This window comes from Planktomarina temperata RCA23 (assembly GCF_000738435.1).
Classification (GTDB): Bacteria; Pseudomonadota; Alphaproteobacteria; order Rhodobacterales; family Rhodobacteraceae; genus Planktomarina; species Planktomarina temperata.
In genome coordinates this window covers 2,073,562-2,092,173 of sequence record NZ_CP003984.1, presented here as the reverse complement: position 1 = coordinate 2,092,173, position 18,612 = coordinate 2,073,562, and the positions used below count along the sequence as shown (strand labels likewise).

Genomic DNA, 18,612 nt, shown 5'->3' with positions numbered 1-18,612 from the left:
CCATGCATATAGCCCCTTATGACAATAAAAATTCCCCCATTGTGGATGTGGATGATACCACGGTTCCGCTGAATTATTTCAACATCGTGAAACTGACCAAGGGTCAGGCCTTTGCTTATCAGGTGCCGGGCTATGAGACCTGCATTGTTCCGGCCACGGGCACCATTGATGTCGATGTCGAAGGGTTCAAAACCGCCGGATTGGGCGGGCGTGTTGAAGATGTGTGGGGCGGCGAGCCTGAGGGCGTTTATGTGCCGTCTGGGGCAAAAGTGGAGATGGTGTGTCTGTCGGAGACCGCAGAGGTGTTCATTGCTGGCGCAAAATATGATGAGGTCCTGGATCCTTTTGCGGTGCGCGCCGATGAGATTGACCTGGTGCAATATGGCTCGGATGACACAAAAACCCATCGCAAAATCAAACATATACTTGGTCAAAAGCAGCATGGAAAAGTGGGCCGCCTGCTGGTCAGTGAGCTGTTCACGGTCGGTGCCGGCGGATGGTCGGGCTTTCCAAGCCATAAGCATGACACGGACCATCTGCCCACAGAGACACGTCATGATGAAACCTATAATTTTCGCTTCAAACCCAATTGGGGCTCGGGCGTGCAGATGCTACAGCGCGAGGACAATAAGCCAGGGGATGCCTATCATATCGTGGATGGCTCAACCATTTGTCTCGACAATGGCTATCACCCCTGCTGCGTTCTGCCGGGGTATGAGATGTATTATTTCACCATCCTGGGCGGGTTGAGCCAACGTTCGCTCGTGCAATATTTTCAGCCAACCCACGCCTATCAAATCGAAACCATTCCGGGCATCAAAGACATGATCGCGAAATTCAAATGACCCTCGCAACGCTTGCTGAGGTGCTGCAACCGGCCCTAAAGCAGGGCTATGCGGTGGGGGGATTGGTGACCCTAGGTTGGGAAGATATGCGCGCCTATGTGGCGGCGGCTGAGGCGGAGAATTGCCCGGTTATCCTGCAGGCCGGGCCATCGTGCCGGGCGCATACGCCGCTGCCGGTTTTGGGCAAAATGTTTCGGCATTTGGCGGAGGCGGCCTCGGTGCCTGTGGTGGCCCATCTGGATCATGGCTATACCTTTGAAGACTGCAGACTTGCCTTGGACAGCGGTTTTACATCGGTGATGTTCGATGGCTCGCGCAAACCTTTGCAGCAAAATATTGATGAAACCGCCGCAATTGCCGAGATGGCCCATGCGGCAGGCATCTCTTGTGAAGGCGAAATTGGGTTTGTTGGATATTCTGGCGGGGAAAGCTCTAATGGAACCGATCCTGAAGAGGCCGCAAAATTTGCCCGCGAGAGCGGGGCGGATGCCATTGCGATCAGCGTTGGCAATGTGCATTTACAACAAGATAAGGAAGGCGGTCTGGATTTGGAGCGCATTGCTCAGATTGAGGCGCTAACGTCGGTGCCTTTGGTCATTCATGGCGGCTCTGGTGTTCCGGTAGAGCAGCGCCGACATCTGGCGGCAAAGACGTCGATTTGCAAATTCAATATCGGAACCGAATTGCGGATGGCCTTTGGGTCGGCCCTACGCGCGGCGGTTGAGGCTGATCCGGCGCGGTTTGATCGGGTGCAAATCCTATCGGATACGCTTGACCCGGTCCAACGTGCCGCGCAGGAGGTTCTGCGCGCCTTTGGGGCACCGCCGCAGCGTTAAAGCCAGGCGTTAATCCTTTTTTGCAGGCGCTTTTTTAGCCGCAGCGGATTTTTTGGTGGTTGGCTTTTTGGCGGTTGTTTTTTTGGCGGTAGGTTTTTTCTTGGCCGCCGCTTTCTTCTTTTTGGCAGGCGCTTTTTGCGCAATCAGATCCACTGCGAGTTCCATGGTGACCTGGGCCGGCTCAATCTCTTTTGGAATGGTGGCATTCACTTTGCCCCATTTCACATAAGGACCATAGCGCCCATCCATGACATTGACCGGGCCGCCTTCGCTGGGGTGTTCACCCAACTCATGCAGCGGCTTGGCGGCCGCGCCCCGTCCACTCCGCGCAGCCTTTTTGGCCAATTCTTCCACGGCCCGGTTCATGCCGATGCTCCACACTTCGTCGATATCGCCGATATTGGCGTAGAGCGTGCCGTGTTTCACATAGGGGCCGAAGCGCCCGATTGAAGATTCGATCATCACCCCATCTTCCGGATGCGGGCCAATTTCGCGGGGTAGGGATAAAAGCTGCACGGCCTTTTCAAAGGTCAACTCATCCAAGGACCAGCTTTTCGGAATGGACATCCGCGGTGGCTTGGGGTTTTCCTCCGTGACAGTGCCGCGCTGCACATAGGGGCCGTAGCGCCCATCGCGCAGGCTTATGGGATCCGCGCCAACATGCCCGAGCAGCTGGCCATCGGGACCGATGGCGCTGCTTTCGGTGCCGGGCGGTCCGAATGGGCGGGTAAAGCGGCATTCTGGGTAGTTGGAACAGCCGATAAATGCGCCACCAGATCGGGCTGTGCGCATGGACAAACGCCCATTGCCACAGCTTTTGCAGACGCGTGGATCAACCCCGGGCTCTTCCATGGGAAAAAGATGCGGCTCAAGGACATCGTTAATTTTTTCAAGAACTTCAGTGATGGATTGATCCATCGCCTCGTCAATCGCGACCTTGAAGTCCTTCCAGAAACGACTCAAAACCGTGCGGTATTCGCGATCACCGGCCGAAACGTCATCCAATTCATTTTCCAAATTGGCCGTGAACTCATAGCCGACGTATTGGCGGAAGAAACTGCTGAGGAAAACAGTCACCAAACGCCCCTTATCCTCAGGAATCAGACGGTTCTTCTCTTTGCGCACATAGTCGCGATCTTGGATTGTGGTGACGACCGAGGCATAGGTGGAGGGGCGGCCAATGCCCAGCTCTTCCATACGCTTGACCAAGCTGGCCTCGGTGTAGCGCGGTGGTGGCTGGGTATGATGCTGCTCAGGGGTGACAGATTTTTTAGCCAGGGGATCGGCGGCGCTGATTTGTGGCAAACGCTTGTCATCTTCGTCAACAACCGTGTCGTCACGCCCTTCCTCATAGACCCGCATGAAGCCATCAAAGAGCATCACTTGCCCGGTGGCGCGCAGACCGACCTGCCCATCGCTTGATTCAATTTCAACCGTGGTGCGCTCCAAACGGGCCGCTGCCATTTGGCTTGCGACCGTACGTTTCCAGATCAGATCATAGAGTTTCTTTTGGTCAGCGTCGGATATCGATAGGCTGTCAGGGGCTTGGCCCATTTCGGTGGGGCGAATACATTCATGCGCCTCTTGGGCGTTTTTTGCCTTATTTTTATACAGCCGCGGTTGCTCCGGCACATATTGCGCCCCATAGCGTTCACAGATCACGGCGCGGGCGGCTTGCACCGCTTCTGGCGCCATATCGATCCCATCGGTCCGCATGTAGGTGATCAAGCCAGCCTCATAAAGGCGCTGTGCGGCCGACATGGTTTGCCGGGCGCCCATGCCGAATTTGCGGCTTGCCTCTTGCTGCAGGGTCGAGGTCATGAAGGGGGCCGAGGGGTTGCGATTTGCGGGTTTGGCTTCCACCGACGTGACGGTCAGATCCCGGCTCCGCACCGCCTGAACCGCCAATTCCGCCTCGGTTTCATTCGCCAGATCAAACTTATCGAGACGCTTGCCGCCCAGACTGGTCAGCCGCGCGTCAAATTGCTGGCCGCGCGGGGTGCTCAGACTGGCACCGACGGTCCAATATTCACGCGGATTGAATGCCTCAATTTCCATTTCGCGGTCAACGATGAGCCGCAGGCAGACCGATTGCACCCGCCCAGCCGATTTCGCCCCCGGCAAGCGACGCCAGAGCACGGGGGAGAGCTTGAAGCCCACAAGGTAATCCAGGGCGCGGCGGGCCAAATAGGCTTCAACCAATTCCATATCCACTTGACGCGGATTCTTCATGGCTTCGGTGACGGCGATCTTGGTGATGGCGTTGAACACCACACGGGATACCGGCGTGTCTTTTTTGATCGCGCGGCGCTTGGTGAGCGTCTCTTGCAAATGCCAGCTGATCGCTTCGCCCTCGCGGTCAGGGTCGGTCGCTAGGATCAGCTCATTGTCGTCTTTGAGGGCATCGGCAATGGCCTTGACGTGTTTTTTGCTGGCCGCGCCAACCTCCCAAAGCATCTCAAATTCATTCTCGGGATCCACCGAGCCATCTTTGGGCGGCAAATCACGCACGTGACCGTAAGAGGCAAGAACAGTGAAGCCTGGTCCAAGATATTTGTTTATTGTCTTTGCCTTAGCAGGAGATTCTACAACAACAACAGCCATGGGTGTACCCTGCGAGTTAAGAAAAATACTTGCGTCAAAAAGGGGGTGCAAGAGCAATTTGTCAATGGAGGTTGCACAAAAAAACGAATTTAGTGGTTGTGGATGCGCGCCAAAAGCCCGCCGGGGTGCCGCTCCAGACGACCAGAGAGCTCCAGTTCGGTGATGGCCGGGGCGACATGGGCGGCGGGTTTTTTGAGATCGCGGATCAGCTGATCTTCGGCCAGCGGCGCGGCGCTGAGACGATCTAAAATTTGTTTGTGCAATGTTTGAACCAGATCCTTGCGTCGGGTTTGATAGGGCTGTGTTTTGCCATGTGGAAGGGGCAAGGTCGCCTGGATTGTTTGGGGCCGCTTTTGTGCGGCCATTGGCGATAGCGGTAGCGGTTGTTGTGTCGCCGGATAGATGGCTTGCAATATGTCATCGACACTGCGCACCAAACAGGCGCCATCGCGGATCAGTACATTGCACCCGGCGGCGCGCGCATCCATGGGATGGCCAGGCACAGCCAGAACCTCGCGCCCTTGCTCGAGCGCTTGCCTTGCGGTGATAAATGTGCCGGATTTCGCCGCCGCCTCCACAATCACAACCGCCTGGCAGAGGCCGGAGATAAGGCGATTGCGTTTGGGAAAGAAACGCGCTGTGGGGTGAAATCCAATGGGCTGTTCAGAAATGCGTGCGCCTTTTTGTAAAATGGACTTGGCAAGCTCGGAATTTTCGGCCGGGTAGATCACATCTAAGCCGCCCGCATGCACGCCAATGGTCCCATGGGGCAGGCTGGCGGCATGGGCGGCAGCATCAATGCCACGGGCCAGACCAGACACGACGATCAAGCCGGCTTCTGCAAGACCTGCGGCCAGACGGTGGGCCATGCGCGTGCCCAATGAGGAGGCATTGCGCGCGCCCACAACGGCCACGCAGGGACGCGTGAGCTGCTCGTGTTGTCCCAAAACCCAAAGGAAGGGCGGGGCGTCGGAGATTTCAGCCAAGAGGCGCGGGTAGCCGGCTTCATGCTCAAAAATGAGATCCGCGCCAAGTTTCTTGCCGGTGAAATATTCGCGCTGCGCCATATGCTCGCTGCACAGCTGATAAGATTTGACGCCCTTGCTGCGGGCCAAGTCGGGCAGGGCTCTCAGGGCTTCGGCAGCCGTTCCATGGGCGGCCATTAGCCGCCTGTAGGTGGCCGGCCCGACGCGCGGGGAGCGCAACAATTGCAGCCGCGCGATGCGATCATCTTCGCTCATGCGGGGCTGGGGTGAGGTTTGGGCGCCACTGGGAGGTTGGGTCATGTCTTATCTCGCTTTTGTCACGGTCAAAAGCTAGGCAGGGCATGGTTAATGTTCGGTGAAAGCGCGCAAAGCGCGGGTGCGATGCGCTTTAAGTCGCCGATCCCCCCACGGTCAATCCACCGATCAGCAAGGATGGCTGCCCCACGCCCACGGGCACCCATTGGCCTTGCTTGCCGCAATTGCCCATGCCGTCGTCGAGCCGCATGTCATTGCCGATGGCGCGAATCTGTTGCAGGGCTGTGGCCCCATCGCCAATCAGCGTGGCGCCTTTGACTGGGGCGCCAACCTTGCCGTTTTTGACCTGATAGGCCTCGGTGCAGGAAAAGACGAATTTCCCGTTGGTGATATCGACTTGACCGCCGCCGAAGCCTACGGCGTAAATGCCGTCTTTCATATCGCAAAGCATATCCTTGGGATCCACATCCCCGCCCAACATATAGGTGTTGGTCATGCGCGGCATGGGCGCATGGGCAAAGCTCTGGCGGCGGCCGTTGCCTGTTGGGGCATTGCCGCTGAGCCGCGCGTTTTGTCGGTCCTGCATATAGCCGATCAATATTCCGTCTTCGATCAAGGTATTTTTGCCGCTTGGTGTGCCCTCATCGTCAATGCTGATCGATCCGCGGCGGTCTGGTATTGTGCCATCATCCAGGACCGTGACACCTGGGGCCGCGATCCTTTGGCCCATGAGACCCGCGAAGGCAGAGGTGCCTTTGCGGTTGAAATCACCTTCCAGCCCATGGCCAACCGCTTCATGCAATAAGATGCCGGGCCATCCTGCACCCAGGGCCACATCCATGACCCCCGCAGGTGCGGGAATAGCGGCGAGGTTGACCACAGCGATGCGCAGAGCTTCGCGCACCAAAGGTTGCCAATGGCTTGGTTCAAGCATGCCACCCAGCCCATAGCGCCCACCGCCGCCGACATAGCCGGTTTGGCGTTGCCCGTCTTGCTCCACAATAACTGAGACATTCATGCGCACCATTGGGCGGCTGTCGGAAACATCAGGCCCCTCTGCGCGCAAGATGACCACCTCTTGATGGGAGGCTGCGATCGTGGCTGAGACTTGGACCACGCGGCGGTCCAAACCGCGGGCATAAGCATCAATCTCGCGCAGAATATCGATCTTGGCCGGAAAGCTCGAATCGCTGAGGGGGTTGTGATCGCTGTAGAGACGGCGATTGGTGGCGGGCGGCGCGGCGCATAATGGCCCGCCACCTGCCTGAACGGCCAAGCGTACGGTGCCTGCTGCGCGGCGCATGGCCTGTTCGGAAATTTCGGTTGCATGCGCGTAGCCGACCCGCTCGCCCTGGACTGCGCGCAGACCGAAGCCTTCAGAGGCATCAAAACTCGACGTGCGCAGCCGCCCGTCGTCAAAAGACAACACTTCGGACCTAGAGCGCTCTAAAAACAGCTCCCCATCTTCCGCTCCAATCAGGGTTGATTTAAGAATTTCACGGGCCGACTCCCGATCGAGATGGGTCTCAAACGGGCGAAATAGAGAATCAGTCATGAAATTCCTTGCGATATTTTGGCGAAAAGTGGTTTTCGCGGGTGAATTTTGCCACTGGCGTCCCTTTGACGCGGATCAACCAATTGCGTGTGAGGCAATGTTATGATTGATGCTGCATAAAATACAATCACGCGTCACACATTCGTGTGGCGGAAAAGCGCGAAGGCGCGAAAGACATAGGGTAGAACATGCGAATTCTTACGTCTCTGTTAAGCGCGGCACTGGTCACTTTGGCTGGCGTTGCTCAAGCACAAGAAAATTTCCAAGGATTGGAAACCATCGGCAAGCCGGAGCCCAAGGGCATGGGCTTTCAATTTCCGGCGACGGAATTGATGCGCGATCTTGTTTGGCTCGACAATTTCTTGTTGGTCATCATCACAGTGATTTCTGTCTTTGTGACCTGTTTGCTGGCCTATGCTGCGTTCAAGTTCCACCGCAGCCGCAACGACACGCCAGGCACTTTTACCCACCATTCGGTTCTCGAAGTGGCTTGGACGGTCGTTCCGGTTGGTATTTTGGTTGTGATTGGTGCGTTCTCGCTGCCAATTTTGTTTAAGCAGCAAGAAATCCCAGAAGCCGACATCACCATCAAAGTCACCGGGTACCAGTGGTATTGGGGCTATGAATATGTCGATCATGACTTTGGTTTTGACAGCGTGATGCTGCAAAAAGATGAACTGGCCGATTATGGCTATGCGCCCGATGAATATTTGCTGGCCACCGATACAGCCGTTGTTGTGCCCGTTGGCGCGACCGTTGTGATGCAGCTGACCGGCGCTGATGTGATTCACTCTTGGACCATTCCTGCCTTTGGCGTGAAACAAGATGCGGTTCCCGGACGTTTGGCTGAGCTGTGGTTTGCGGCAGAGAAAGAGGGCGTTTACTTCGGTCAGTGCTCTGAGCTCTGCGGCCAGGCCCATGCCTATATGCCAATCACTGTAAAAGTGGTGAGCCAAGAGCAATATGACGCATGGCTTTCCAGCACGATAGAAGAACTCGCTGGCGTGCCACAATCGGTTCAAGTGGCATCAAACTAAACGCGTGTTGAGCAAAAGGTAGATGGTGACGGTGGCAGATCATAACGCAGAGTACGATCCGGTGTTTGGCGACTATGTGGCCTTACTCAAGCCGCGTGTCATGTCGTTGGTGGTGTTCACAGCCTTCGTTGGGTTGATGGCCGCGCCTGTGAGCTTGCACCCGGTTGAGGCCTTTTGTGCGATCTTATTCATCGCCATTGGCGGCGGCGCATCGGGCTCTTTGAATATGTGGTGGGATGCGGATATTGACGCGATTATGCGTCGCACAAAATCCCGCCCCATTCCATCGGGGCGTATCTCGCTCGATGCGGCATTGGGGCTGGGGGTGGCTTTGTCTGGTCTCTCCGTTCTCATGCTGGGGCTTGCGGCCAATTGGCATGCGGCCGCATGGCTCGCCTTTACCATCTTCTTTTATGCGGTGATTTACACCATATGGCTCAAGCGCGTGACGCCACAAAATATTGTGATCGGTGGTGCGGCTGGAGCCTTCCCGCCGCTGATTGGGTGGGTTTCAGCCACGGGCTCTGTCTCCGTCGAGGCGGTCTTGATGTTTGCTTTGATCTTCATGTGGACCCCACCGCATTTCTGGGCGCTCGCCCTTTTCATGCGCTCCGATTACGATGATGCCGATGTGCCCATGCTCACGGTTACCCACGGGCGTCCGGCAACCCGGCGTCACATTCTCGCCTATGCGGTGCTGCAAGCGGCCCTGGCAATTGGCTTGGCCTTCACCTCGATTGGGGGCGTGATATATCTGATTGTGGCGTTGATCTGCAATGTGATCGTGCTGAAAGATGCTGTCCACATTTGGCGGCGTGATGAGCTGGCGTCCGAGGCGGATAATTTCAAGGTAGAGCGGGCCTTCTTTAAGTTTTCGCTGCTCTATCTCTTCGTGCATTTCCTTGCGATTTTGGCAGAGGCGCTTTTGGCGCCCTATGGGTTGGGAGGCTGGTCATGAGTTTTCGTGTTGAAACAGATATGCATAGGCGCCGACGCAGTCAAAACCTTGGCGTGGCGATTTGTTTGGTGCTGTTTATCGGCTTGGTCACGGTGCTGAGCTTGGTGAAGATCACCAATACGGGTCCGGTCGAGGGATATGACCACGCACCGCGTGCATCGGTGACCGAGGAGGCGAGCCAGTGACGCCAAAGACCAAAACCCTCACCCAAACTTTGTCTGTTGTGGTGCTGATGGGGAGCCTGGCTTGGGCCAGTGTGCCCTTTTATGACTGGTTTTGCCGGGTTACAGGCTTTGGCGGTGTGACAGGCACGGCCGATTTGGGCAGCGAGACGATCTTGGATGAAACCATCAAGATTCGCTTTGACGCCTCTGTCGACAAAGACATGAAATGGCGCTTCAAACCCGTTGAACGCACGATGGAATTGAAAATCGGTGAAACCGGTCTGGCCTTTTATGAGGCCTATAATCCCACCGACCGGCCCATTGCCGGATCGGCCAGCTATAATGTCACCCCCTACCAAGCGGGCGGCTTTTTCACCAAAATCGATTGTTTTTGCTTCGAAGAGCAGCTGTTGATGCCTCGTGAGCGGGTCCAGATGCCCGTGACTTTCTATGTTGATCCTGAAATTGTGGATGACACAGAAGGTAAGTATATCCATACGATTACTTTATCGTATACGTTCCACGAAATTGATTTGCCTGAGGCGCAGGCTGCGTTGCAGATCGATACACCCATAAAACGAAACTAAGTTCGACGAGGCCCAACTATGGCACATGAAAAGAACCACGATTATCACATCCTTCCCCCTTCGGTGAACCCGCTTCTGGGCTCATTGTCGGCTTTGGTGATGCTGACAGGGGCGATCCTCTGGATGCATGACAACGGACCCTACATCTTCTTGGCCGGCTTTGTTGGCGTGCTCTACATCATGTACGCATGGTGGAGCGAAGTTGTGGCTGAAAGCCATGTGGGCGATCACACGCCCGTTGTGCAAATTGGCCTGCGCTATGGGTTCATCTTGTTCATTATGTCTGAAATCATGTTCTTCTCGGCTTGGTTCTGGAGCTTCTTTAAGCATCAGCTGTATCCGATGTATGAATATGTCGGCACGGAATATGTGAAGCCCGAGTTTCACCAAATCAACGCCTTCGAATTGCCCTTGATCAACACGCTTCTGCTTTTGATCTCAGGATGTGCCGCCACCTGGGCCCACCACGCTTTGGTGCATGACAACAACCGCAAAGACCTGCGCATGGGGTTGATCCTGGCGATTGCTTTTGGCGCTGTTTTCACAGCATTTCAGGTCTATGAGTACCATGAATTGCTGGTTGTTGATGGCTGGACGTTCTCTGGTGAGATCACCTTCGCCAACTTCTTTATGGCCACAGGCTTCCACGGCATGCATGTTCTGATTGGGACAATCTTCCTGCTGGTCTGTTTGATCCGCGCCAACAAGGGTCATTTCACACCGCAAAGCCATGTGGGTTTTGAGGCTGCAGCCTGGTATTGGCACTTCGTGGATGTGGTTTGGCTCTTTTTGTTCGCAGCCGTCTATCTTTGGGCTGGCTAAATCGGCCTTGCCGGCGCTTCGGCGCGGTGATCACTTTATGAGAAGGGCGGCGTGCAGCTGCCCTTTTTGCACTTTGAAGGGGATGAAATGCGGTATTGGGGCATGATCTTATTGGGCGCAGTGGGCACGGCTGTCTTATTGGGGCTGGGCGTCTGGCAATTGCAGCGCTTGGCCTGGAAAACCGAAATTCTGGCGCAGATTGAGCGCAAGATTTTGGCGCCCGCCATTGATATTCCCGCCCAGGTCGCGCCTGCCACCCATGATCTTCTGCCCGTGCGTGGCACAGGGCAATATATCGGAGATCACACGGTCCGTGTCCTCGTGTCGCAAAAAATATATGGTGCAGGCTATAGATTGATCAATGCCTTTGAGCTGAGTGATGGCCGTAAGATCATAGTGGATCGTGGGTTTGCATCGGTGCGCGCCGATATGCCTGCGATACCTGAGGGATCTGGCCAAGTGACGGGCAACCTGCAGTGGCCACAGGAAATTGACAGCTTTACCCCTGACAATGATCTTGCAGCGAACATATGGTTTGCCCGAGATGTGCGCGCATTATCCGCGTATTTGCAGACTGAGCCAATCTTATTGGTGCTGCGGAGCAGCAGCTTTGCCGGTGACGCGGCCACACCCTTGCCGAAAATGAGTGCCAATATCCCAAATGACCATCTCAATTATGCGCTGACCTGGTTTTCTTTGGCATTAATCTGGCTTGGAATGTCTGGATATTTCCTTTACCGATCCCGTAACATCAAAACTTAGGGCCAAGGCAATGAAATACATCTCAACCCGCGGGAATGCGCCTGTTTTATCATTCGAAGAGGCCATGTTGAGTGGACTGGCGCGGGACGGCGGGCTTTACGTGCCGCAAAACATCCCGCAGATGAGTGCCAACGATATTGCGGCGCTGGCCGGCCAACCCTATGAGGAGATCGCTTTTCGCGTGATGAAGCCCTTTGTGGGCGATTGTTTCAGCGATTCCGAGTTGATGGATGCGATTACAACGGCCTATGCGAGTTTTGGCCATGCCGCACGTGCGCCATTGGTGCAATTGGGTCCAAACCATCATCTGCTTGAGCTGTTCCATGGCCCAACGCTGGCCTTTAAGGATTTTGCCATGCAGCTGATTGGTCAGCTGTTTCAAAAGGCACTCGCCCGGCGCGGCGAGCAGGTGACCATCGTCGGAGCCACCTCTGGCGACACCGGGTCGGCTGCGATTGAGGCTTTTCGCGGCTTGGATGCCGCCAATGTATTTATTCTCTTTCCCAATGGCCGGGTCTCAGAGGTGCAGCGCCGCCAAATGACCACACCGGTCGAGGCCAATGTCCACGCCATTGCAATGGAGGGCACATTTGACACCTGCCAAGCCATGCTCAAAGATATGTTCAACGACTTTGAATTCCGCGATGGGGTGAAACTGGCTGGGGTCAACTCAATCAACTGGGCCCGGGTTTTGGCGCAAGTGGTATATTATTTTAGCGCCGCAACCAGCCTAGGCGCCCCGCACCGTAAGATCTCCTTCACCGTCCCCACGGGTAACTTTGGAGATATTTTTGCCGGCTATATCGCCAAGCGCATGGGGCTGCCGATTGACCGTTTGGTGATTGCCACCAACCGAAATGACATCTTGCACCGCGCCATAAACACCGGACGCTATGACACCGATCAAGTCTTTCCGACCATTACCCCCTCCATGGATATCGAAGTGTCCTCGAATTTTGAGCGGGCGCTCTTTGATGCCTATGACCGAGATGGCGCTGCTGTGGCGCAGCTGATGGGAGAGATGAAGCAGGGCGGTTTCGGCATCAGCCAGGGGGCCTTACAAGCCTTGCGCGCGCATTTTGACAGTGGCCGCAGCTCCGATGAGCAAACCAGCGCCACCATCCAAAGCTTCTTTGCCGCCACCGGCGAAGTGCTCTGTCCGCATTCCGCCGTCGGGGTGAAAGTGGCCGAGGAACATTTGGGAAGCTCTCCGATGGTCACGCTGGCAACGGCACATCCGGCAAAATTTCCGGACGCTGTGGAAGCGGCCATGGGCCTGCGGCCCGCGTTGCCACGTTGGTTGGCTGATTTGTTTGACCGCGATGAGCGCGTGACCGAAATGCCCAATGATTTGCAACTTATGAAATCTCTAGTTCGCGAGCGTATAGCCCTTTGACCGTCCAAACCCATCGCCTGAAAAATGGCTTTCGCATCGTCACCGAGCATATGCCGGGGCTGAAATCTGCCTCTGTCGGCATATGGGTCAACGCCGGCGGCCGCCATGAGCGCATTGAACAAAATGGCATTGCGCATTTTCTTGAGCATATGGCTTTTAAGGGGACAGCGCGGCGCAGTTCGGTGCAAATTGCTGAGGCGATTGAGGATGTGGGCGGGTATATCAATGCCTATACCAGCCGCGAGATGACCGCCTATTATGCCCGGGTATTGCAGGGCGATGTGCCTTTGGCCCTGGATGTGATTTCAGATATTGTGCTCAATTCGGTTTTTGATCCGGCGGAGATTGAAGTTGAGCGTGGGGTCATCCTCTCTGAGATCGGCCAAGCGCTGGATACTCCAGATGATATCATCTTTGATTGGCTGCAAGAGGTCTCTTATCCCGGTCAGGCCATTGGGAGATCAATTCTAGGGCCAGAGGAGCGGGTGGCTCACTTTCAAAAAACGGACCTGTCGCAATTTGTCCGTGAGCATTATAGCCCCGATCAAATGGTTCTGGCGGCGGCCGGAGCGGTGGATCATGCGGAAATTTTGCGTCAATGTGAGGATATTTTTGGCGATTTGACCGCGCGGGCGCAGGCACAGGTGACGCCGGCGCAATTTCAGGGTGGGGAAATGCGCCGTGTGAAAGATCTTGAGCAGGCGCATTTTGCTTTGTCCTTTGAAAGCCCGAATTACAAAGATCCCGATATCTACACGGCACAGATTTTTTCGTCAGCTTTCGGCGGTGGCATGTCGTCCCGGCTGTTTCAAGAGGTGCGCGAAAAGCGTGGCCTGTGCTATTCTATTTTTGCCAGCGCTGGCGCCTATTGCGACACGGGCACAATGACACTCTATGCTGGGACCTCTGGCGATAAGCTGGCGGATTTGGCGCATATCACCGTAGATGAGCTGAAACGTGCGGCGGAAGATATGAGCGAAGTTGAAGTTGCCCGGGCACGGGCTCAGATGAAGGCGGGCATGTTGATGGGGCTGGAAAGCCCCTCTGCGCGGGCGGAGCGTCTGGCACGGATGATCTCGATTTGGGATCGTATCCCTGTTTTGGACGAGGTTGTGGCGCAAATTGATGCGGTCAGCGTGGAGGCCGTGCGCGGCTATGCGGGAGCGATGTCAGGCGGTGCGCCCGCGGCTATGGCGCTTTACGGACCGGTGAGCGATGCGCCCGACATTGCGGCACTGCAGGCCAGATTGGTGGCGTGAGTGATGTTTGCCCGTAATTCCAAGCCTGTGTGCGAGACGGACCGGCTGATCCTGCGGTTGCCTCAACACAATGACTTCCGCGCTTGGGTGGATCTGCGCAGCGACAGTCGCGATTTCCTGTCTCCTTGGGACCCGGTTTGGTCAGAGGAGCATTTGACCCGGCGAAACTTTACGGCGCGTGTGTATTGGGCACAGCGCGCGGTCAAAAATGGTTCGGGTTGCCCTTTGTTTTTGGTTCGCAAGACCGATCAGGCGCTGGTCGGGGCGGTCACATTGGACAATATCCGCAGAGGCCCGGCTCAGGCGGGCACTTTGGGATATTGGACCGGCGAGAGATTCGCGCGTCAGGGCTATATGCGCGAGGCGGTCACCGGGCTGGTGGCCCATGCGTTTCGCAAGCTGGATCTTAGCCGAATTGAAGCGGCCTGCTTGCCGGAAAACCAAGCCTCACGCGGTTTGCTGGAGAGCTGCGGCTTTAAATATGAAGGCGTGGCGCAGAGTTATTTGCAAATCGCGGGGCGCTGGCGCACCCATGTGCTTTATGCCGCGATCCGCTTTGACCGACGCGGAAAAACAGAGGCGGGCTAAACGCCCTCGTAAGAGCAGAGGCAATGGACCGGCATGTCTAGACCCTCCAGAACACGTCGGCCGCCAAGATCTGGCAGATCAATAACAAACGCGCATCCGATGACATCGGCGCCGAGACGCTCCAAGAGCTTTAGGCCCGCCACCGCGGTGCCGCCCGTGGCCAAAAGATCATCAACCACCAAAACCTTTTCACCCGCTTCAATCGCGTCTTCATGGATTTCCATCACCGCTTCGCCATATTCCAATGTGTAGGCCTGTGACAGGGTTTTGCCGGGCAGCTTGCCCTGCTTGCGGATTGGGACAAAACCTTTTCCCAGTTGGTGGGCAATCGCACCGCCAAGAATGAAACCGCGGGCCTCAAGGCCGACGATTTTATCCACCTGGACACCTGCATAGGGGTGCAGCAGCTGATCAATCGCCAAACGCAGGCCGCGCGGGTCGGCAAAAAGTGTGGTGACATCGCGGAACATGATCCCCTCATGGGGGAAATCAGGGATGGTACGGATATAGTCTTTCACGGTCTTCATGGTACATTCCTCATGTGGCGCGCCCGTCATAGCAGCTCTGGCGACAGAAACGAGCCCCAATTTGCGATGCCTTGCAGGATGGCGCTTTAGCGCAAAACCCGCCCGGCCACCGCATCGAGCTTGCCGACCAAAACAGGGTCACGGGCGTCTGGGGCGGTGAGTATGGCACATTCCAGCGCCCTATCGCAGCCATGCGGGCAGGCGTCGCGGGTTTCACCCAATAGCTGCGGCAGGCGCGCCACCATCCCCTTGGCCTGCGCTGAATTGCCCATGAGGGTTTTGATGATATCCGTCACATCGACCTCCCCATGGTCTGGGTGCCAGCTGTCATAGTCAGTGATCATGGCCACAGAGGCATAGCATAACTCGGCTTCGCGCGCGAGTTTTGCCTCTGGCATATTGGTCATCCCGATCACATCCGCCCCCCAGCTTTCACGGTACATGCGGCTTTCAGCCAGGGTCGAAAATTGCGGCCCTTCCATTGCGAGATATGTGCCACCCTCATGCACGGTGATCCCCTCCGCCCTTGCCGCCTCAGCGCAGGCCGCCGATAGCCGCGGGCAGGTGGGATGGGCGAGGCTGACATGACCCACGCAACCGCTGGAGAAGAAGGAGCTGGCGCGCTGCCGCGTGCGATCAATAAATTGATCCACAATCACAAAATGCCCCGGTGCCATCGCATCGCGAAACGAGCCGCAGGCGCTCACAGAGATGACATCTGTGACCCCAAGCCGTTTTAGAGCGTCAATATTGGCGCGATAGGGCACATCACTGGGGGCGTGGACATGGCCGCGCCCGTGTCGCGGCAAAAACACCATTTCGACACCGTCCAACTCTCCGGTGAGCAGCTCATCGGAAGCTGTGCCCCAAGGGCTCTCGACCTGTTGCCATTTGGGGTTTTGCAACCCGTCAATTTCGTAAATCCCGGAGCCACCAATCACGCCAATTTTTGTTTTGCTCATCGCTTGCGTCCTTAAAAATGCCAAAGAGTCCTCATTTTGTTACATGTTTTTATGCGCCGCGCCAGTCGCAGACCGCGCCATTGTGTTCAAAATTTCCCAGCAGGTTAAGAATTCCGTGACCTCCGCGATATATATGATATGAGGCGGCAAGGTTTCGACTGTTCGACAAAAAGGTTTCCATTATGTCTCGTGTTTCATTGGCTGCATCAGCGGTCAAATCTTCTTTTGCCAGTTTTAACTTGAGCGCCGGGGAGCCGTTGACCCCGGGCCGGATCCGGATCGAGCTGTTGGCCGGTCTCACTGTGGCTTTGGCGCTGGTGCCTGAGGCGGTGGCCTTTGCCTTTGTCGCTGGGGTGCACCCTTTGGTTGGGCTTTATGCCGCCTTCATCGTTGGCCTTATCACCGCCCTGATCGGTGGTCGCCCTGGTATGATTTCCGGTGCAACGGGCGCTCTGGCGGTGGTTATGGTGGCGCTTGTGGCGCAGCACGGGGTCGAATATCTTTTTGCAACCGTGGTGCTTATGGGGCTTATTCAAATTTTTGTTGGCATCATGAAATGGGGCAAATTCATTCGGCTTGTGCCGCATCCAGTGATGCTGGGTTTCGTGAATGGCTTGGCCATCGTCATTTTCCTCGCGCAGATGACCCAGTTCAAAGTGCCGGGATCTGTGGTCAACACCGGGCAGGGCATGTCGAGCGGGGAGTGGCTTTCGGGCCTGCCTATGTTGGTTATGCTGGGGCTGGTCGCGCTGACCATGGTGATCGTCTGGGGCATGCCCAAGCTGACCAAAGCCGTTCCGGCCCCTTTGGCTGGCATTGGCATCGTGGCGGTGATTGTGATTGCCTTTGGCATTGACGTACCGCGCGTTGGCGATTTGGCCAGTATTGAGGGCGGTTTGCCGCAGTTTCATATCCCCAGCGTACCTGTGACGTTGGAAACTTTTTGGATTATCCTGCCCTATGCGGGCATTCTGGCTGCCATTGGGCTTATTGAAAGCCTGCTGACGCTCAATCTTGTGGGGGACATCACCAATAAGCGGGGCGGTGCGAGCCAAGAGAGCATCGCGCAGGGCATTGCGAACACTGTCACCGGGTTTTTTGGGGGCATGGGGGGCTGCGCTATGATCGGTCAATCGATGATCAATGTGAAATCTGGTGGCCGCACGCGGATTGCGGGCATCGCGGCGGCGCTGTTCCTCTTGGCTTTTATCGTTGTCGCCTCGCCCTTAATCGAACAAATTCCGCTGGCAGCCTTGGTCGGCGTGATGTTCATGGTTGTGATCGGAACATTTGCTTGGAACAGTTTGATGATCATGCGCAAAGTGCCGTTGACGGATGCTTTTGTGATCATTCTGGTGACGGCCGTGACGGTGATGACTGACCTTGCCATCGCGGTTGTGGTTGGGGTTATTGTCTCAGCGCTGGCCTATGCTTGGCAAAACGCCACCCGCATCCATGCGAACCGCGCGATTGAGAGTGATGGCACCAAGGTTTACAAAATCCGCGGCCCGCTGTTCTTTGGCTCGTCGGAGGGGTTTTCAGAGCTGTTTACCCCATATGAGGATCCGCAGACCGTCATCGTCGATTTTGCCGACAGCCGGGTTGCCGATCAATCGGCGCTGCAGGCGATTGAGGCCTTGGCGCTGAAATATGAAGAGGCGGGCAAGCGCATCCAACTGCGTCACCTAAGCAAAGATTGCCATTACCTGCTAAGCAAGGCCGGGCATCTGATCGTCGACAGTGACGATGACCCCGATTATCAAATCGCCGTGGATTACGGCGTGCGCACGGGCATTTTGGCCGCCGGGCATTAGACCCCAAAGCACCTTTGCGGCCCGCCCCGATCAATCGTCCGGGCGGCTCAGGGAAAACGTATCGTCCACAACGGTGTAATCTTTATAGCCTAAACGCGCCAATGGCTTGAACTTTTTCACATCAAACAGGCCATCCACCAGACAATCGTCGCGCATATGCACGCCGGTCACCTCCCCGAAGACGGCAAAATTTGCCGGCCCGGCCAGGGTGATGATCTGCGTCACCTTACACTCGAGGCTGGCAGGCGCGCCGCCAACACGAAACCCCTTGATGGTTTCACAGGCCACGGCCTCAAGCCCTGCATGGGCAAACTCATCCTCTTGCTTGCCAAGGCTTGCCGAGGAGGTATTCATTGCGTCCAGCATGGCAAATTCAACAATATTGACGCAAAACACCCCCGTTTCGCGGATGTTGCTGACGCTGTCTTTCGTGCCATCCTGATCGGGTTTTGCGCCGGTGGATGCAAACATCACTTGCGGCGGCACATAGGCCACGGCGTTGAAAAACGAATAGGGCGCCAGGTTGCGCCCGCCCGCGGCGTCCTGCGTTGAGATCCAACCGATGGGCCGGGGGGTCACGATGGCATTAAACGGGTTATGCGGCAGGCCGTGACCCTCTTCGGGACGATAAAACATATGCTCTCCTCTGGGTTTA

At 56.2% G+C, this 18,612-nt stretch carries 18 protein-coding genes; 12 read left to right on the top strand and 6 right to left on the bottom strand.

Annotated elements, in window-relative coordinates:
- The first annotated feature begins 2 nt into the window (after positions 1–2).
- Together RCA23_RS09970 and RCA23_RS09965 are read left to right on the top strand one after the other, a co-directional pair.
- Positions 3–845, top strand: coding sequence for a 5-deoxy-glucuronate isomerase (locus tag RCA23_RS09970; RefSeq protein WP_044050187.1), 843 nt, complete (start codon positions 3–5; stop codon positions 843–845).
- The gene (locus tag RCA23_RS09965) at positions 842–1,681 is read left to right on the top strand and encodes a class II fructose-bisphosphate aldolase (RefSeq protein ID WP_044050186.1); all 840 of its coding nucleotides are present in this window, start codon (positions 842–844) and stop codon (positions 1,679–1,681) included. Before RCA23_RS09970 ends, RCA23_RS09965 begins: the two co-directional genes overlap by 4 nt.
- Positions 1,682–1,690: 9 nt before the next feature.
- Here RCA23_RS09965 and topA read toward each other — a convergent pair whose 3' ends face one another.
- The 3 genes from topA to tldD form a co-directional block, all read right to left on the bottom strand.
- Positions 1,691–4,285: a type I DNA topoisomerase gene (topA, locus tag RCA23_RS09960; protein ID WP_044050185.1), complete on the bottom strand. Its 2,595-nt coding sequence runs from the start codon at positions 4,283–4,285 to the stop codon at positions 1,691–1,693.
- Between the two features lie 89 nt (positions 4,286–4,374).
- A complete protein-coding gene (gene dprA, locus RCA23_RS09955) occupies positions 4,375–5,571 on the bottom strand; it encodes a DNA-processing protein DprA (RefSeq protein ID WP_044050184.1) in 1,197 nt (398 codons plus the stop codon).
- 88 nt (positions 5,572–5,659) lie between these two features.
- Positions 5,660–7,081, bottom strand: a complete 1,422-nt coding sequence (gene tldD / locus RCA23_RS09950) for a metalloprotease TldD (RefSeq protein WP_044050183.1) — start codon at positions 7,079–7,081, stop codon at positions 5,660–5,662.
- Between the two features lie 188 nt (positions 7,082–7,269).
- On the opposite strand from tldD, the gene coxB reads away from it, so the two are divergent.
- The 9 genes from coxB to RCA23_RS09905 are packed head-to-tail and all read left to right on the top strand — an operon-like array spanning position 7,270 to position 14,654.
- Positions 7,270–8,118, top strand: coding sequence for a cytochrome c oxidase subunit II (gene coxB, locus RCA23_RS09945; RefSeq protein WP_044050182.1), 849 nt, complete (start codon positions 7,270–7,272; stop codon positions 8,116–8,118).
- 22 nt (positions 8,119–8,140) lie between these two features.
- The gene (gene cyoE / locus RCA23_RS09940; protein WP_169701390.1) at positions 8,141–9,076 is read left to right on the top strand and encodes a heme o synthase; all 936 of its coding nucleotides are present in this window, start codon (positions 8,141–8,143) and stop codon (positions 9,074–9,076) included.
- On the top strand, positions 9,073–9,261 hold the full coding sequence (locus tag RCA23_RS09935) for a hypothetical protein (RefSeq protein WP_044050181.1): 189 nt from the start codon (positions 9,073–9,075) through the stop codon (positions 9,259–9,261). Before cyoE ends, RCA23_RS09935 begins: the two co-directional genes overlap by 4 nt.
- On the top strand, positions 9,258–9,827 hold the full coding sequence (locus tag RCA23_RS09930) for a cytochrome c oxidase assembly protein (RefSeq protein WP_044050180.1): 570 nt from the start codon (positions 9,258–9,260) through the stop codon (positions 9,825–9,827). Before RCA23_RS09935 ends, RCA23_RS09930 begins: the two co-directional genes overlap by 4 nt.
- Before the next feature lie 18 nt (positions 9,828–9,845).
- Positions 9,846–10,649, top strand: coding sequence for a cytochrome c oxidase subunit 3 (locus RCA23_RS09925; RefSeq protein ID WP_044050179.1), 804 nt, complete (start codon positions 9,846–9,848; stop codon positions 10,647–10,649).
- 51 nt (positions 10,650–10,700) lie between these two features.
- Positions 10,701–11,411 carry an SURF1 family protein gene (locus RCA23_RS09920; RefSeq protein WP_236631345.1) on the top strand — a complete coding sequence of 237 codons (711 nt, stop codon included), beginning with the start codon at positions 10,701–10,703 and terminating at the stop codon, positions 11,409–11,411.
- Positions 11,412–11,421: 10 nt separating this feature from the next.
- Positions 11,422–12,807, top strand: a complete 1,386-nt coding sequence (gene thrC, locus RCA23_RS09915) for a threonine synthase (protein ID WP_044050178.1) — start codon at positions 11,422–11,424, stop codon at positions 12,805–12,807.
- On the top strand, positions 12,804–14,066 hold the full coding sequence (locus RCA23_RS09910) for a M16 family metallopeptidase (protein WP_044050177.1): 1,263 nt from the start codon (positions 12,804–12,806) through the stop codon (positions 14,064–14,066). Before thrC ends, RCA23_RS09910 begins: the two co-directional genes overlap by 4 nt.
- Before the next feature lie 3 nt (positions 14,067–14,069).
- A complete protein-coding gene (locus RCA23_RS09905) occupies positions 14,070–14,654 on the top strand; it encodes a GNAT family N-acetyltransferase (protein WP_044050176.1) in 585 nt (194 codons plus the stop codon).
- Here RCA23_RS09905 and RCA23_RS09900 read toward each other — a convergent pair.
- Together RCA23_RS09900 and RCA23_RS09895 are read right to left on the bottom strand one after the other, a co-directional pair.
- Complete coding sequence (locus tag RCA23_RS09900; protein ID WP_044051471.1) at positions 14,651–15,181, bottom strand: adenine phosphoribosyltransferase; 531 nt, start codon at positions 15,179–15,181, stop codon at positions 14,651–14,653. The two genes, RCA23_RS09905 and RCA23_RS09900, sit on opposite strands and share 4 nt — an antisense overlap.
- An 86-nt stretch (positions 15,182–15,267) precedes the next feature.
- Entirely contained in the window at positions 15,268–16,143 is an 876-nt protein-coding gene (locus RCA23_RS09895) for an S-methyl-5'-thioadenosine phosphorylase (protein WP_044050175.1), read from the bottom strand.
- A gap of 182 nt (positions 16,144–16,325) precedes the next feature.
- Between RCA23_RS09895 and RCA23_RS09890 the strand changes: the two genes are divergently transcribed.
- On the top strand, positions 16,326–17,957 hold the full coding sequence (locus tag RCA23_RS09890) for a SulP family inorganic anion transporter (protein WP_044050174.1): 1,632 nt from the start codon (positions 16,326–16,328) through the stop codon (positions 17,955–17,957).
- A gap of 30 nt (positions 17,958–17,987) precedes the next feature.
- Here RCA23_RS09890 and RCA23_RS09885 read toward each other — a convergent pair whose 3' ends face one another.
- Positions 17,988–18,593: a flavin reductase family protein gene (locus RCA23_RS09885; protein WP_044050173.1), complete on the bottom strand. Its 606-nt coding sequence runs from the start codon at positions 18,591–18,593 to the stop codon at positions 17,988–17,990.
- Positions 18,594–18,612: the final 19 nt, after the last annotated feature.

Excerpts from the sequence above, each read along its gene's own strand:
- RCA23_RS09935 (WP_044050181.1), top strand. The coding sequence starts at position 9,073 with ATGAGTTTTCGTGTTGAAACAGATATGCATAGGCGCCGACGCAGTCAA.
- topA (WP_044050185.1), bottom strand. The coding sequence starts at position 4,285 with ATGGCTGTTGTTGTTGTAGAATCTCCTGCTAAGGCAAAGACAATAAAC.
- RCA23_RS09890 (WP_044050174.1), top strand. The coding sequence starts at position 16,326 with ATGTCTCGTGTTTCATTGGCTGCATCAGCGGTCAAATCTTCTTTTGCC.
- dprA (WP_044050184.1), bottom strand. The coding sequence starts at position 5,571 with ATGACCCAACCTCCCAGTGGCGCCCAAACCTCACCCCAGCCCCGCATG.
- RCA23_RS09970 (WP_044050187.1), top strand. The coding sequence starts at position 3 with ATGCATATAGCCCCTTATGACAATAAAAATTCCCCCATTGTGGATGTG.
- RCA23_RS09900 (WP_044051471.1), bottom strand. The coding sequence starts at position 15,181 with ATGAAGACCGTGAAAGACTATATCCGTACCATCCCTGATTTCCCCCAT.
- cyoE (WP_169701390.1), top strand. The coding sequence starts at position 8,141 with ATGGTGACGGTGGCAGATCATAACGCAGAGTACGATCCGGTGTTTGGC.
- tldD (WP_044050183.1), bottom strand. The coding sequence starts at position 7,081 with ATGACTGATTCTCTATTTCGCCCGTTTGAGACCCATCTCGATCGGGAG.
- RCA23_RS09905 (WP_044050176.1), top strand. The coding sequence starts at position 14,070 with ATGTTTGCCCGTAATTCCAAGCCTGTGTGCGAGACGGACCGGCTGATC.
- RCA23_RS09895 (WP_044050175.1), bottom strand. The coding sequence starts at position 16,143 with ATGAGCAAAACAAAAATTGGCGTGATTGGTGGCTCCGGGATTTACGAA.
- RCA23_RS09965 (WP_044050186.1), top strand. The coding sequence starts at position 842 with ATGACCCTCGCAACGCTTGCTGAGGTGCTGCAACCGGCCCTAAAGCAG.
- RCA23_RS09885 (WP_044050173.1), bottom strand. The coding sequence starts at position 18,593 with ATGTTTTATCGTCCCGAAGAGGGTCACGGCCTGCCGCATAACCCGTTT.
- RCA23_RS09925 (WP_044050179.1), top strand. The coding sequence starts at position 9,846 with ATGGCACATGAAAAGAACCACGATTATCACATCCTTCCCCCTTCGGTG.
- thrC (WP_044050178.1), top strand. The coding sequence starts at position 11,422 with ATGAAATACATCTCAACCCGCGGGAATGCGCCTGTTTTATCATTCGAA.
- coxB (WP_044050182.1), top strand. The coding sequence starts at position 7,270 with ATGCGAATTCTTACGTCTCTGTTAAGCGCGGCACTGGTCACTTTGGCT.